The organism is Dactylosporangium sp. CA-233914, from assembly GCF_050942935.1.
Taxonomy (GTDB): domain Bacteria; phylum Actinomycetota; class Actinomycetes; order Mycobacteriales; family Micromonosporaceae; genus Dactylosporangium.
In genome coordinates, this window is record NZ_CP192030.1 from 325,440 (window position 1) to 337,678 (window position 12,239).

Here is a 12,239-nt window from a genome sequence, read left to right on the forward strand (position 1 = left end):
TCGTTGGCATGGCTTCCCGACTGCGCCTGCGCGGCCCTGCCGAGCTCCTCTCGGCCATGCCCTATCTCATGGGCTTCCACCCCACCGACAGCCTCGTCGCCCTCGGCCTGCGCGGCTCAGGCCTGCACCTGCAGCTGCGCGGTGACCTGCCCGACGACCACGACGCCGCCGCGGTGCTGGCGGAGCACTACGCCAGCCTCTTCGGCCGCAACGGCATCGACGGCGCCATTCTGGTCGGTTACGGCCCACCGGCCCGGGCCGAGCCGTTCCTGCGCACGGTCGGCGACGCCCTGACCGCCCGCGGGATCACGCTGCTCGACATGCTGCGCACGCACGAGCGCCGCTACTGGTCGCTGCTGTGCGAGGTGCCCAACTGCTGCCCGCCGGAGGGCCGCTCGTTCGAGCCGGAGAGCTCGGTCGCCGCCGCCGAGGCCACGTTCGCCGGCCTGGTCGCATACCCCGACCGCGACACGGTCGCCGAAGGCTTCGCGGGCCCGACCGGCCCGGCCCTGGAGGCCATGCAGGAGGCCGCCAACCGTGCCAACCTGCGGGTCCTGCGCCTGACCGCGGACCGCGACCCGGCGGCCGTCCGCGCCGCTCTGCTGTCCGCCGGCCGGGCGGCCGTGGACGCGGCGCTGGCCTGCTACGCCGCGGGCGACCGCCTCCCGGACGACGATCTCGCGTGGCTCCAGGTCCTGCTCCACGTGATCGGCGTCCGCGACCGCGCCTGGGAGCGCCTCGACCGGGACGCGCGCCACCCCGACGGGACCGTGGCCGAGGCCCATCGCCGGCTGTGGACCGACCTGGTCTGCCGCGGCGAGCCGTGCTCGGTCGCCCCGGCCGCCACCCTGTTGTCGTATCTGTCCTGGCGCACCGGCAACGGCCTGCACGCCTCGATCGCGCTGGACCGCGCGCTGGACGCCGATCCCGGCTATTCGGCCGCCGGCCTCATGGCGGAGATCCTGGGCCGCGGCCTGTCGCCGAGCCAGGTGCCGCCGATCTCCCGTTCCCGCCGCCGGCGCCGCTCATCGGGCCGCCCGCGCCGTCTCGGCATTCGCCCCGGCCACGTGACCGGACCGGATCACCCGGCAGGGTCCGGACGTGGTGCCGGCTCGGAGACGGGCGGTGGTCCGGTTCTCGGCGCCCGGCGTGGGCTGCGTTCCGGTTCGGGAGCCTGCTCAGGCCCGGGTCAGCGCTCCGTGGCGGATGGCGGCTCCAGCTCCGCCGGCGTGCCCGACGGTCCCGGTGATTCGGATATCTCGGGCGAATGGTTCAGTGGATTCGGACGCCCGGGGGCGGCTGGGGAGTCCGGGGACGGGTGGCCGGGAGGGGCGGGGCGCCCTGGACGCGGTGGGCGGAAGCGTAGACGTTGAAGGTCAGGCCGCGAAGGAAACCGACGAGCGTGAGGCCGGCCTCAGCCGCGAGGTCGACGGCGAGGGTGCTCGGCGCCGAGACCGCGGCGAGCATCGGGACGCCGGCCATCCACGCCTTCTGGCACAGCTCGAAGCTCGCCCGGCCGCTGACCATGAGGATGTGGCCGGCGAGCGGGAGGCGCTCCTGGCGCACGGCCCACCCGACGACCTTGTCGACCGCGTTGTGCCGGCCCACGTCCTCGCGCAGGCAGACCAGCTCTCCGTCGGGGGTGAACAGGCCCGCGGCATGCAGCCCACCGGTGGTGTCGAACGCCCGCTGCCGCCGGCGCAGGACGTCGGGGAGGGAGGTCAGGACGGCCGGCGCGACGGTGAGGGGGTCGCCACTGATGTCGAACGCCGAGCGGGTGCGCACCGCGTCGATGCTCGCCTTGCCGCAGACCCCACAGGAGGAGGTGGTGTAGAAGTTGCGGGCCGCCTGCTGAGCGACCGGCGGGGGCACGTCGCCGCTCAGCCGGACGTCCACGACGTTGTACGTGTTGGGCTCCTCGTCCCCGGCACACAGCTTCGCGGTGACCACGTCCGCGGCCCGCCGGATGATCCCCTCGGTCAGCAGGAACCCGATCGCCAGGTCAAGGTCGTCCCCGGGCGTACGCATAGTCACAGCCAGCGCCGCCCCGCCAACCCGAATCTCAAGCGGCTCCTCAGCCACAAGCGTGTCCGGCCCGACCCGCACTTCCACAGCCCGCCCGCCGACCAGCTCCGCGGTGTGGGCGCTGCCCGGCCCCGCGGTGTGGGTGTTGGCCTGGTCGGCGGTGTGGGCCGTGGCCGGCTTCGCGGTGTGGGTGTTGGCCTGGTCGGCGGTGTGGGCTGTGGCTGGCTTCGCGGTATGGGTGCTGGCCTGGTCGGCGGTGTGGGCCGTGGCCGGCTTCGCGGTGTGGGTGTTGGCCTGGTCGGCGGTGTGGGTGCTGCCCGGCCCCGCGGGGTCGGCGTTGGCCTGGTCGGCGGTGTGGGCGGTGGTTGGCTTCGCGGTGTGGGCCGTGGCTGGCTCTGCGGCGTGGCCTGCGGCGCGGGGCACGGCTGGCTCTGCGGCGTGGGTCTTGGCTCGGTTTGCGGCGTCGGTCCCGGCTGGCCCTGCGGCGTGGGCTGCGGCCTGCGCGTTCGCTTCGCGCTGGGTATCGGCCCGCGTTGGCAACGGGGTGGCCTCGTTGACCGGCCCTGGCGCTGTGCCGGCCTGGGCTGCAGAGTGGGTCGGCTCAGAATGGGACGGCTCTGGCTGGGGCGACGCAGTGCTGGTTGGCTGTGAGCTTTTTTGAGAGCTGGTTTGCTGGAGGTGCGGTGGCTCGGGGGTAGCCGGCTTGGGGTGCGGCGGCTCGGGGCGAGTCGGCTCAAGGGCAGCCGGTTTGAGCGGGGCCGACTGGAGCTCGGCCGGTTTGGGGCTGGCCGATGCGGGGTGGGGCGGCTTGGGCAGGATCGGCTCAAGCGCGGCCGGTTTGATCCCGGTCGATGCGGGGTGGGTTGGCTCGAGAGCGGGCGGCTTGGGCTGAGTCACCTCGAGAGCGGCCAACTCGGGGCCGGACGGCTCGGGGCTGGACGGCTCGGGGCTGGACGGCTCGGGGCTGGACGGCTCGGGGTTGGACGGCTCGGGGTTGGATGGCTCCGGGGCGGACGGCTCGGGGTTGGACGGCTCCGGGTTGGACGGCTCCGGGTTGGACGGCTCCGGGTTGGACGACTCTGGGGTGGGCGGCTCGGGGGTGGTTGGTGCGGGGTGGGGCGGTTCGGGGGGCTGCGGCGGGGGTGGTGGGGGGACGGCGACGCGGACGATGGTGCGGCGTTGCGTGACGCGGCCCATGGAGGCGCCCTTCTGACGGTGCGTTTCGGTGGTCATGCTCGGTTCGACGGTAGGTTCTGGGTGTGCGTGACGGCCACCTGGATCTGGGTTCGGCTCCTGCGTTGGCGGCGATTGTGCTGGCCGGGGGGCGGGGGCGGCGGCTGGGTGGGGTCGACAAGCCGATGGTGGCCGTTGGTGGGGTGCCGATGCTCGCCCGGGTGGTCTCGGCGCTGATGGAGGGCGGGGCTGCGCCCATTGTCGTGGTCGGGCCGGTCAGGGAAGGGATGCCCGCCGGAGTGCGGGTCGTGCGGGAGGAGCCGGCCGGCGGAGGGCCGGCGGCCGCGGTCGGCGCCGGGATTGGTGAGGTTGCCGCTGGGGGGCGCGGTGGTCCTCCTGGTGTCGGGGGACTTGGGCTCGTGGCTGTGGTTGCTGCCGATTTGCCGTTTCTGTCCGGTCGGGCGGTTCGGGTGTTGGTTGACGCGGTTGGCGAGCGGGACGGGGCGCTGTTCGTTGACGGTGATGGGCGGCGGCAGTTGTTGTGTGGGGTTTGGCGGGTGGCTGCGCTGGTCGAGGCGGTGGGGCAGATGGAGCGGCTGGAAGGGGCTTCGCTGCGGCGGCTGGTCGGGGGGCTTGATGTTGCTGAGGTTGCGTGGGCGGGTGAGCGGCCGCCGTACTTTGACTGCGATACCGAGGACGATCTGCGGAGGGTGGGCCGAGCGTGAGTGATGACGTGCTGGTGCGGTGGTTGAACGAGGCGGCGGCCGCAGTGGGGGTTGAGGTGCCCGATGAGGCGGCTCGGGGGGCCGTGCTCGATCTTGCCAAGGACGTGGCGCACAACGTTGCGCGGCCGGGGGCGCCGTTGACCGCGTTCCTGCTGGGGGTGGCCGTCGGGCGGGGGGCGGATCTGCAGCGTACGCGGGAGGAGTTGAGCCGGCTGGCCACCCGCGCCGAGTGAGCGATCCAGTCTGGATAGGGTGAGGGCGGGGGGATAGGGAGGCGATCATGGCTGGTGACCGGGACGACGCCGCGTCGTTCGAGTCTGCGCTGTTCGACGACGACGAACCCGTGGGGGGCAGTCTCAAGGAGAAGGTGGCCGAGGCCTGGCGGGACTTCGCGCGGCACCTGGTGGACGCGCTGCGGGACCTGGCCGCCGGGACCACGCTCGACCTGACGCTCGACCCGACGGCCTCCGGGACCGGGGACGCGGTGTATTCGATCCAGGTCACCGGCGAGGACGGGGACCAGCTCGCGGCCACCGCGGTCAGCAATGCGGACCTGCCTCCCGCGTATCGGCTCGACCGCAGCGTCATCGCGGAGATCGTGGCGCTCGGCTGGTCGCCGCCGGGGGTCGTGCCCGGCTCGGGCGAGTCGTTCGGGCTGCGGGTGGCCAAGGGCGAGGCGGCGAACCTCAGCCGGCTGATCATGCGGACGCTGCGGGACATCTATGGGGCGCCGCACCCGGCGTTCCTGACGTATCTGGCCCACGACGCCGAGGGGCGGGTCGCGCCCGTGCCGGCGCTCGGGGTGGCGCGCTCGCTCGCTTCGATCGTGGACGCGGACGGCGACGGGGTCGTCGACGTGGTGCGGTCCGGGGCCGGATCGCTCGCGGAGCTCAACGAGCAGACCGATGACCTTCCGCTGTACGACAAGGTGACGACCGTCGTCGCGCGGCTCATGAAGACCACGCCGGAGGAGCTGCCGATCGACCCCGACGGGGACATCGGCATCCGGTCCGGGTCGGCGATGGTGTTCGTGCGGGTGCGCGACAACCCGCCGCTGGTGGACGTGTTCTCGCCGATCCTGACCGAGGTCGAGCCGACCGAGCGGCTCTACGTCAAGCTTTCCGAGCTGACCAACCGGATGCCGATCGGCCGGCTCTACTGCACCAACGATACCGTCTGGGCCAGCGTCCCGGTGTTCGGGCGCGACTTCCAGGCCACGCACCTCATGCTCGCCGTGCAGGTGATGACCGGGCTCGCGGACGAGCTCGACGACCGGCTGCACGGCGAGTTCGGCGGGAAGCGTTTCTTCGGCGAGGGCGACAAGCCCAAGCAGGCCATCGCCGGTGAGGGCGAGCGCACCGGGATGTATCTCTGATCAAGCTACGTGAGCGGTAGCCAGGCCTGCTGGGCGAGCGTCGACAGGTCGTTCGCCTGCAGGCCCTGGTCGGACAGGGTCCACAGCGTGCCGCCGATCACCAGCGAGCGCTGCATTCCCGCGTATCGCCCCGGGTGCTTGATCACGCCGGCCTGCGTGACCTTGTCGTCGTGGACCGTCAGGACGAGGGCGCTGGGCTGGTTGCCGGTCACCGGCAGTACGAGAGAACCCGTCTGCGGCCAGAACAGGAACGCGTGCGGGTCGAACTCGGCGGCCGACCACGTGTCGGGGACCTGGAACTGGGCCAGGCGCGCCGGCCGGGTCAGGTCGTGCACGTCGAACAGCGAGACCTGTAGGCCCTGCACGCGGCCCTGGCCGTTGGCCTCCTGCCCGACGCCGATGAGGCGGCCCTCGCCGGCCGGGTGCAGATAGGCCGAGTACCCCGTGATCTTGAGTTCGCCCAGGGTGCGGGGCGCGGCGGGGTTGCTCAGGTCGAGCGTGTACAGCGGATCGGTCTGGCGGAACGTGACCACGTATCCCGTGGTGCCGATGAAGCGCACCGAGTAGATTCGCTCGCCCTTGCCGAGGCCGCCCACCTTCCCGGCCTCCGCGAGCGCGCCGCCGCGCTGCTCCAGCACGTATACGGTCGAGGCGTCCTCGGCGGTCGTGGCCACGCGCAGGCGGCCGTCCCACTCCGACAGCGAGTACTGGTTGAGCAGCCAGCCCGGCACCTCGCCCGCGGCCACGTACTTCGGCTTCGCCGCGCCGGCCAGCGTGAACTTGAACAGCTGGGTCTTCGGGTCCGGGGCCGGCCCGCCGCGCTTGACCATCAGGGCGGGGTTGCGCCAGCGCTGGTCGTTGGCGACGTACAGGCTGGGGCCGTTGGCGTAGACGGTGCCCCCGTCGGCCGCGACGGTCACGGGCAGCCCGGTGCCGAGCGCGGGCGCGGCCAGGTCGAACGTCGTCACCGTGAGCAGAGACGTGCCCGAATACGTCTCCGGCAGCCGTACGTCGCCGCAGCCGACCTGCCCGTCGGCCTTCTTTCCGCCGCCGTCCACCGTGGTCCACCGCGGCAGCCAGGCCTCGACCGGGGCCGCGGCGATCGCCGACCGGTTCGCGGCGATGCGCGCCTCGTCGGTGTCGAACCGCGTCACGTCGGGGAACGCGATGCGGGGTGCCGAGCGGATCACGACCCGGGCGACCGTGCCGATCTGGCGCGCGTCGACCAGGGCCCCGTCGATGTGGTACGCCCCGGCCACCTTGGGCGCCCCGGTGAGATCGACCAGGGTCAGCCGGACGCCGCCGTTGACCGGGTCGGAGAAGTCGTACCCCAGCAGCAGCGCCCGGTCGCCCGACAGCAGCAGCCGGTCCGCGCCGGCCGCGCCCCGCTTGGCGTCGCTCGCGCCCTCCAGGGCCAGGTCGCCGGTGACCTTGCGCGAGGCGGCGTCGACGACGATCAGGTGGCCCCGGGACAGCGTGACGATCCGGCGGCCGTCGGTCTTGACCGCGTCGGGCTCGTCGACGCCGGCCTCGTGAGTGTTCGTCGTGGAGTGCTCCTGCGAGCCGGCCGCCCTCGCCTGGCTGTCCGCGACCGAGGCCTCGGGCACGGCGCCGCCCTTGTTGAACGTCGTGAGAATGCCGCCGGGCGCGTTGTTCAGCCCCCACGGGCCGACGGCCTGCTGGGTCGCGGCGCGCAGGCTCGCGGCCAGCTCCTCGCAGGAGTCATAGGCGACGAGGCGCAGCGCGGGGGCCGGCCCCGGCTCCTCGGGATTCGCCGAGGGGGTGGCTTTCGCGGTACACCCGGAAAGGGCAAGGCAGATGGCGCTCAGCGTCACGGCGGCGCGGTTCATGGCTCTAGGACGGCGGCGGGGGCGTCGCGGTTCCCGAGGCTTCGACGATTCGCGGCGCGAGCGTCTCCGCCAGCCGCGACAGGACGATCATGCTGCGGGTCGAGGTGACGAACGGCTCGGCGCGCAGCTTCTCCAGGGCCTCCTCGAGCCCGGCCATGTCGACCGCGCGGAGGTGGACCAGCGCGTCGGCCTCGCCGGATATCGTGTACGCCCCGACGACCGCCGGATGCCGCTTGGCCGCCGCGCGCAGCTGCTGCGGCGAGGTGCGCCCGGTGCAGAACAGCTCGACGAACGCCTCGGTCGTCCAGCCGACCGCGCCGGGGTCGATGAGCGCGGTGTAGCCCCGGATCACGCCGCTGGATCGGAGCCGGTCGACGCGGCGCTTCACCGCCGGGGCCGACAGCGCGACCCTCGCGCCGATCTCCGCGTACGACGAGCGGGCGTCTTCCTGCAGCAGCGCAATGATTCGCTGATCGATCGGGTCCAAGCGCAACGAATCCCTCCTTGAAAGCAACTTTTCTCGCTGTTTTGTGTACCATAGGCTATCTACCGTTTGATCTCGTGACGCGGTCGTATCTGATGTCGCCACCCGAGCACTTCGTGGTGGAGTACGCGATCAATCCCTGGATGGACACCACCACCCCGGTCGACACCGAGCTGGCCGTGAAGCAGTGGGAGGGCCTGCGCGAGACGCTGGTCCGACTCGGTCACGAGGTCCACGTGCTGGCGCCGGAGATCGGGCTGCCGGACATGGTCTACGCGGCCAACGGGGCCTTCTCGGTCGACGGCGTCGTCTACGGCGCGAAGTTCAAGTATCCGCAGCGCACGGCCGAGGCCGCCGCGCACCGGCGCTTCTACGACTCGCTCGGCTGGAGGTTCGTGCAGCCGTCGCAGACCAACGAGGGCGAGGGCGACTTCACGTACCTGCCCGACGCGTTCGGCGGCCTGGTGCTGGCCGGCTACGGGTTCCGCACCGAGGTCCCGGCGCACGCGGAGGCGCAGGAGGTGCTCGGCCGGCCGGTGGTCTCGCTGCGCCTGGTCGACCCGCGCATCTACCATCTGGACGTGGCGCTGGCGCCGCTGGACGATTCGAACATCGTGTACTACCCGGGCGCGTTCTCCGAGTCCGCACAGCGCGTCCTGGCCCAGCTCTTCCCGTCCGCGATCGTGGCGAGCGAGCAGGACGCGCTCGCGTTCGGCCTGAACCTCGTCTCCGACGGCCGGAACGTGGTCCTGAGCAGCGAGGCGACGGGGCTGGCGGCGCGGCTGCGGGCGGCCGGCTACACGCCGGTGCCGGTCGAGCTGAGCGAGCTCAAGAAGGGCGGCGGCAGCGTGAAGTGCTGCGTCGCCGAGCTGAGGGTGTGACGACAAGTCGGGCGCTCCGCGCCGCGACTTGTCGGACTTTTCGCCTGCCGGGTTATAAATCCGATTTGGTGCTGATGGGCGGCGGTGTGGCCGAGTTCGCCGCTCCGCCGCGTGGCGATGGCTACACCGGGCCCTGTGGCATCAGGGCGAGCTGGTCGGCCCCGGCTGGGCGGAGCGGACGACGACCCACTTCGCCGTGAACTGGGCGGAGTCCGCCGCCGCGGTGCCGGCGATCGTCACGGGGGTGCCGGCGTGGAGGCCGCCGGACTGCACGGTGTGGCGCTTGTCGTACACCTTCAGGTTGGTCGGCACCTGCCAGGTCCGCGTGAAGCCGTCCGTCGAGCGGACCGTCACCGTCGTCGGCGTCACCCTCGTCGCGTCGCCCTTCTGCATGGCGACCTTGACCGGGCCGTTCGTCGTCTGCACGAGACCTTCGCCGTGCAGCACGCCGGAGAGCATGTCGTGGTGGCCGTTCGGCTGGGGGCTGGGAGCTGGTTGTGCCATCGCGGCCGCCGGTGGCAAACCGCCGACCAGCGTCAGGACCACCGCGCCACAGAGCAGGCCGGTCCGCGAACGTCTCATCGGGGTACCTCCTCGGATCGGGCGAAGGAGCCCTCTACCTCGGATCCCGTGCGGCAAACCTGACATATGGGGTGCCCAGGGCGCGGAACCCGTCGCCGGGGCGCTCGTGGCCGTCGGTGGAGTGGCCGAGTGCGTCGGCCGGGTCCTGGCACATGAGCACGTGCGAGGCCTGGGCGCCGAGCGCCGCCAGGGGCCAGAAGAGCAGGTGAACGAGCAGGCCCAGGATCTTGATGGCGACCACGTCACCGACGCCGCGGCCGGTGTACTCGTGGCGGTACCACGTGCGTGCGAGGCGCCCGAACGACTGCTGGTCGACCTGGGCTCCGTCACGGTCGAGGACCGGGCCGCGCTCGTAGCCGAGGCCGTGGATGATCACCGAGATGGCCTTGAGGCTGAGCAGGCGGCGCACCGGCACGGACAGGACCGTGGCCACGCCGCCGAGCCACCAGCCGGGCTGGTCCAGCCGCGTCAGCAGCAGGAACAGGACCACGTGCAGCGCGGCCAGCGGGAGGCCGACCCAGCGCAGCGCGACGCCCTGCGTGAAGATGCCGACGGGGTCCTGCCCGAGCCGGCGCAGGCGCTGCCAGAAGAGCACCTGGACCAGCAGGATCCCCAGCGCCGCGCCGGCGCCGCCGAGCCCGAGGACCACCCACCAGGTATGCATAGACAAGCATCATGGCATGGTGCGCAACCGGAACGTCACCGTGAATTTGGCCCCTCCTTCGGGCGCGTGCCCGGCCGCGATCTGCGCGCCGAGCCGCCCGGACAGGCGCGCCGCCAGCGCCAGGCCGAGGCCGCTGCCGACCTTGCGCACGCCCTGGTACCGCCGCGACAGTGCGCCCCGCTCGAACGCCACCGCGAGGTCCTCGTCGGTGAAGCCCGGCCCGCCGTCGCGCACCTCGAGCCGGGCCGTCGACGGGCCGGTGTGAAGAGCCAGAACAACAGGAGCCTGCGCCGGTACGACACGCAGCGCGTTCTCCAGCAGCCCGTCGATGATCTGCCGGATGCGCCCCGGGTCGGTCAGCACCGGAACGGCGTACGGCGGAAGTTCGGTGCGCAGCACGAGCCCGGCCGCCGCGATGCGCCCGCCCCACGCCTCGGCCGCCGTGGCGAGCAGCGCGGTGAGGTCGACCTCCACCATCTCGATCGGTAGGTCGGCCGCCTCCAGCCGGGCGAGCACCAGCAGATCGGCGATCAGCCGGTCGAGCCGCTCGGCCTCGTCCAGCACCGTCTGCCCGGCCCGCTGCGCACCCTCCTCGCCGACCACCCCGTCGGCCAGCGCCTCGGCGTATCCGCGGATCGTCGTCAACGGCGTGCGCAGCTCGTGCGAGACCGACAGCAGGAACTCCCGCTCCCGCCCCTCGCTCGTGGCCAGGGCCGCGGTGAGCCCGTTGACCGCGTGCGCGAGCTCGGCGACCTCGGTGGGCCCGTCCGGGGAGAGCGTCACCGTCCGGTCCCCGGCACCGAGCCGCTTCGCCGCCGCCGCCACGTTGCGGATCGGCCGCGCGATCCGGCGCGCCAGCAGCGGTCCCGCGATCAGCCCGGCGGCGAGCCCGGCCAGCAGCGCGATCCACAGCTGGCCGGCGAACCGGGCCAGCGCACCGCCCGGCGGCGGCTCGGCGAGTACGACCCCGTTGCCGCCCTTGCCGATCGCCTGCCCGGAGACCAGCTGCACCCGGCCGTCGACCCGGGCCAGGTGCACCTCGACGTTGCGGCCCGCGGCGATCAGCTTCACCACGCCCGCCGGCAGTCCGGCGCGGCTCGGCTGGCCGGCGCGGATGAGGTACACCTCGATGCCCCGGCTCCCGAGGCGCTTGACGACGGCCTCCTCGTCGTTGGTGTTGCGCGGCGTGTTGTTGAACCGGGGCCGCATAAGCTCGGCGGTGAGCGCGGTGTCGTCCGCGAGCCGCTGCCGGGCGGCCTTGTTGGCCTGGGTCGCCGTCAGCGGGATGCCGACCGCCGCCGTGACGAGCACCGACATCACCGCGACGACGCAGGTGACCAGCGCGGTGCGGGCGGCGAGGGACCTAAGCATCAGCGGTGTACCCGACCCCGCGCACGGTTCGGATCACAGACGCGGCGTTGCCGAGCTTCCCGCGTACCTGGGCCACGTGCACGTCGACGGTCCGGGTGCCGCTGTGTGCCGCGTATCCCCACACCGACCCGAGCAGCTCCTCGCGCGTGAACACCCGCCCGGGCCGCCTCATGAGGTGCGCGAGCAGGGAAAACTCGGTGGAGGTCAGGCTCACCGGCGCCCCGTCGACCCGGCACTCGCGCCGCGCGGGGTCGATGGTGATCGGCCCGACGATCCGTACCTGTTCCACGTCCGGCGGCCCCTGCGTGCGGCGCAGCACCGCCTTGACGCGCGACACGAGCTCGCGCGGGCTGAACGGCTTGGTGATGTAGTCGTCGCCGCCGAGCTCGAGCCCGAGAACGCGATCGACCTCGTCGTCCCGCGCGGTGAGGAAGAGCACCGGCGTCCAGTCCCCGGCCTCCCGCAGCCGCCGGCAGATCTCGGTGCCGTCCAAGCCGGGCAGCGCGATGTCCAGAACACAGGCCACGGGCCGCAACTTCCGCGCCGCCGCGAGCCCGCCGCCCCCGTCATGCTCAACGTGCACCCCGAACCCGTCGCGCGCGAGGTACATCCGCAGCAGGTCGGCGATCGGCTTCTCATCCTCGACGACGAGCACCAGCCCCTTGCCCTGGTCCACCACCGTCTTATTCTGACGACTCAGCGGCTCCGGGCATGTTCGGAGGATGTTCGGGCATCGCCGCCCGCCGCGAGGTGGGCCGCTGTTTCCCCTGGTCAGCGGTTTTTGTCGTACCCGTGTTCTAGGTTGTCCTCATGGGTGAGGTGCTGACCGGGATCGCCGAGTCGGAGTGGCGTAGCCGGTTGGATGCGATGCTGGCCGAGAGCCGTCGTCGGGTGGCTCGTCGTCGTGCGGTGCGTGCCGAGTTCGCTGAGGCTCGCCGTCGTGGTTTGGAGGCGCGTCATGCCGAGCGTCTGGCCCGTCTGGACGCCGAGGCCCGCACCGCCGAGATCACCGCTCATTGGGCTGAACAGGATGCCCGAGCGGCCCGCCGTCGCTCTCTGGCGCCCCAGCCCGATTCCGGCGGTCCGGGGCCGCAGCCCGACTCCCGCCG

General features: G+C 72.6%; 13 protein-coding genes. 5 read left to right on the forward strand and 8 right to left on the reverse strand.

What is annotated here, in order from left to right; all coding sequences use genetic code 11:
* Positions 1-8: 8 nt before the first annotated feature.
* Positions 9-1,373 carry a DUF4192 domain-containing protein gene (locus tag ACQPY0_RS01510; protein ID WP_432983440.1) on the forward strand — a complete coding sequence of 455 codons (1,365 nt, stop codon included), beginning with the start codon at positions 9-11 and terminating at the stop codon, positions 1,371-1,373.
* Here ACQPY0_RS01510 and fdhD read toward each other — a convergent pair.
* The gene (fdhD, locus tag ACQPY0_RS01515; RefSeq protein WP_432994908.1) at positions 1,273-2,130 is read right to left on the reverse strand and encodes a formate dehydrogenase accessory sulfurtransferase FdhD; all 858 of its coding nucleotides are present in this window, start codon (positions 2,128-2,130) and stop codon (positions 1,273-1,275) included. The two genes, ACQPY0_RS01510 and fdhD, sit on opposite strands and share 101 nt — an antisense overlap.
* A gap of 1,154 nt (positions 2,131-3,284) precedes the next feature.
* Between fdhD and mobA the strand changes: the two genes are divergently transcribed.
* The 3 genes from mobA to ACQPY0_RS01530 are packed head-to-tail and all read left to right on the forward strand — an operon-like array spanning position 3,285 to position 5,298.
* Positions 3,285-3,923 carry a molybdenum cofactor guanylyltransferase gene (mobA, locus tag ACQPY0_RS01520; protein ID WP_432983443.1) on the forward strand — a complete coding sequence of 213 codons (639 nt, stop codon included), beginning with the start codon at positions 3,285-3,287 and terminating at the stop codon, positions 3,921-3,923.
* Entirely contained in the window at positions 3,920-4,156 is a 237-nt protein-coding gene (locus ACQPY0_RS01525; protein WP_432983446.1) for a DUF6457 domain-containing protein, read from the forward strand. Before mobA ends, ACQPY0_RS01525 begins: the two co-directional genes overlap by 4 nt.
* A gap of 47 nt (positions 4,157-4,203) precedes the next feature.
* Positions 4,204-5,298: a T3SS (YopN, CesT) and YbjN peptide-binding chaperone 1 gene (locus tag ACQPY0_RS01530; RefSeq protein WP_432983449.1), complete on the forward strand. Its 1,095-nt coding sequence runs from the start codon at positions 4,204-4,206 to the stop codon at positions 5,296-5,298.
* A gap of 5 nt (positions 5,299-5,303) precedes the next feature.
* Here ACQPY0_RS01530 and ACQPY0_RS01535 read toward each other — a convergent pair whose 3' ends face one another.
* Both ACQPY0_RS01535 and ACQPY0_RS01540 read right to left on the reverse strand, forming a co-directional pair.
* Positions 5,304-7,148 carry a beta-propeller domain-containing protein gene (locus tag ACQPY0_RS01535; RefSeq protein WP_432983452.1) on the reverse strand — a complete coding sequence of 615 codons (1,845 nt, stop codon included), beginning with the start codon at positions 7,146-7,148 and terminating at the stop codon, positions 5,304-5,306.
* Between the two features lie 4 nt (positions 7,149-7,152).
* Positions 7,153-7,635: an Lrp/AsnC family transcriptional regulator gene (locus ACQPY0_RS01540; RefSeq protein WP_432983455.1), complete on the reverse strand. Its 483-nt coding sequence runs from the start codon at positions 7,633-7,635 to the stop codon at positions 7,153-7,155.
* 92 nt (positions 7,636-7,727) lie between these two features.
* Between ACQPY0_RS01540 and ddaH the strand changes: the two genes are divergently transcribed.
* Positions 7,728-8,513: a dimethylargininase gene (gene ddaH, locus ACQPY0_RS01545; protein ID WP_432994910.1), complete on the forward strand. Its 786-nt coding sequence runs from the start codon at positions 7,728-7,730 to the stop codon at positions 8,511-8,513.
* A 141-nt stretch (positions 8,514-8,654) separates the two neighbouring features.
* Here ddaH and ACQPY0_RS01550 read toward each other — a convergent pair whose 3' ends face one another.
* The 5 genes from ACQPY0_RS01550 to ACQPY0_RS01570 form a co-directional block, all read right to left on the reverse strand.
* Positions 8,655-9,095, reverse strand: a complete 441-nt coding sequence (locus ACQPY0_RS01550) for a hypothetical protein (RefSeq protein WP_432983458.1) — start codon at positions 9,093-9,095, stop codon at positions 8,655-8,657.
* Between the two features lie 34 nt (positions 9,096-9,129).
* Positions 9,130-9,759, reverse strand: coding sequence for a hypothetical protein (locus ACQPY0_RS01555; protein WP_432983461.1), 630 nt, complete (start codon positions 9,757-9,759; stop codon positions 9,130-9,132).
* A 9-nt stretch (positions 9,760-9,768) separates the two neighbouring features.
* On the reverse strand, positions 9,769-11,130 hold the full coding sequence (locus tag ACQPY0_RS01560; protein WP_432983464.1) for a histidine kinase dimerization/phospho-acceptor domain-containing protein: 1,362 nt from the start codon (positions 11,128-11,130) through the stop codon (positions 9,769-9,771).
* Entirely contained in the window at positions 11,123-11,809 is a 687-nt protein-coding gene (locus ACQPY0_RS01565; protein ID WP_432983467.1) for a response regulator transcription factor, read from the reverse strand. Before ACQPY0_RS01565 ends, ACQPY0_RS01560 begins: the two co-directional genes overlap by 8 nt.
* Positions 11,810-11,901: 92 nt before the next feature.
* On the reverse strand, positions 11,902-12,147 hold the full coding sequence (locus ACQPY0_RS01570) for a hypothetical protein (RefSeq protein WP_432983470.1): 246 nt from the start codon (positions 12,145-12,147) through the stop codon (positions 11,902-11,904).
* Between the last annotated feature and the right edge of the window lie 92 nt (positions 12,148-12,239).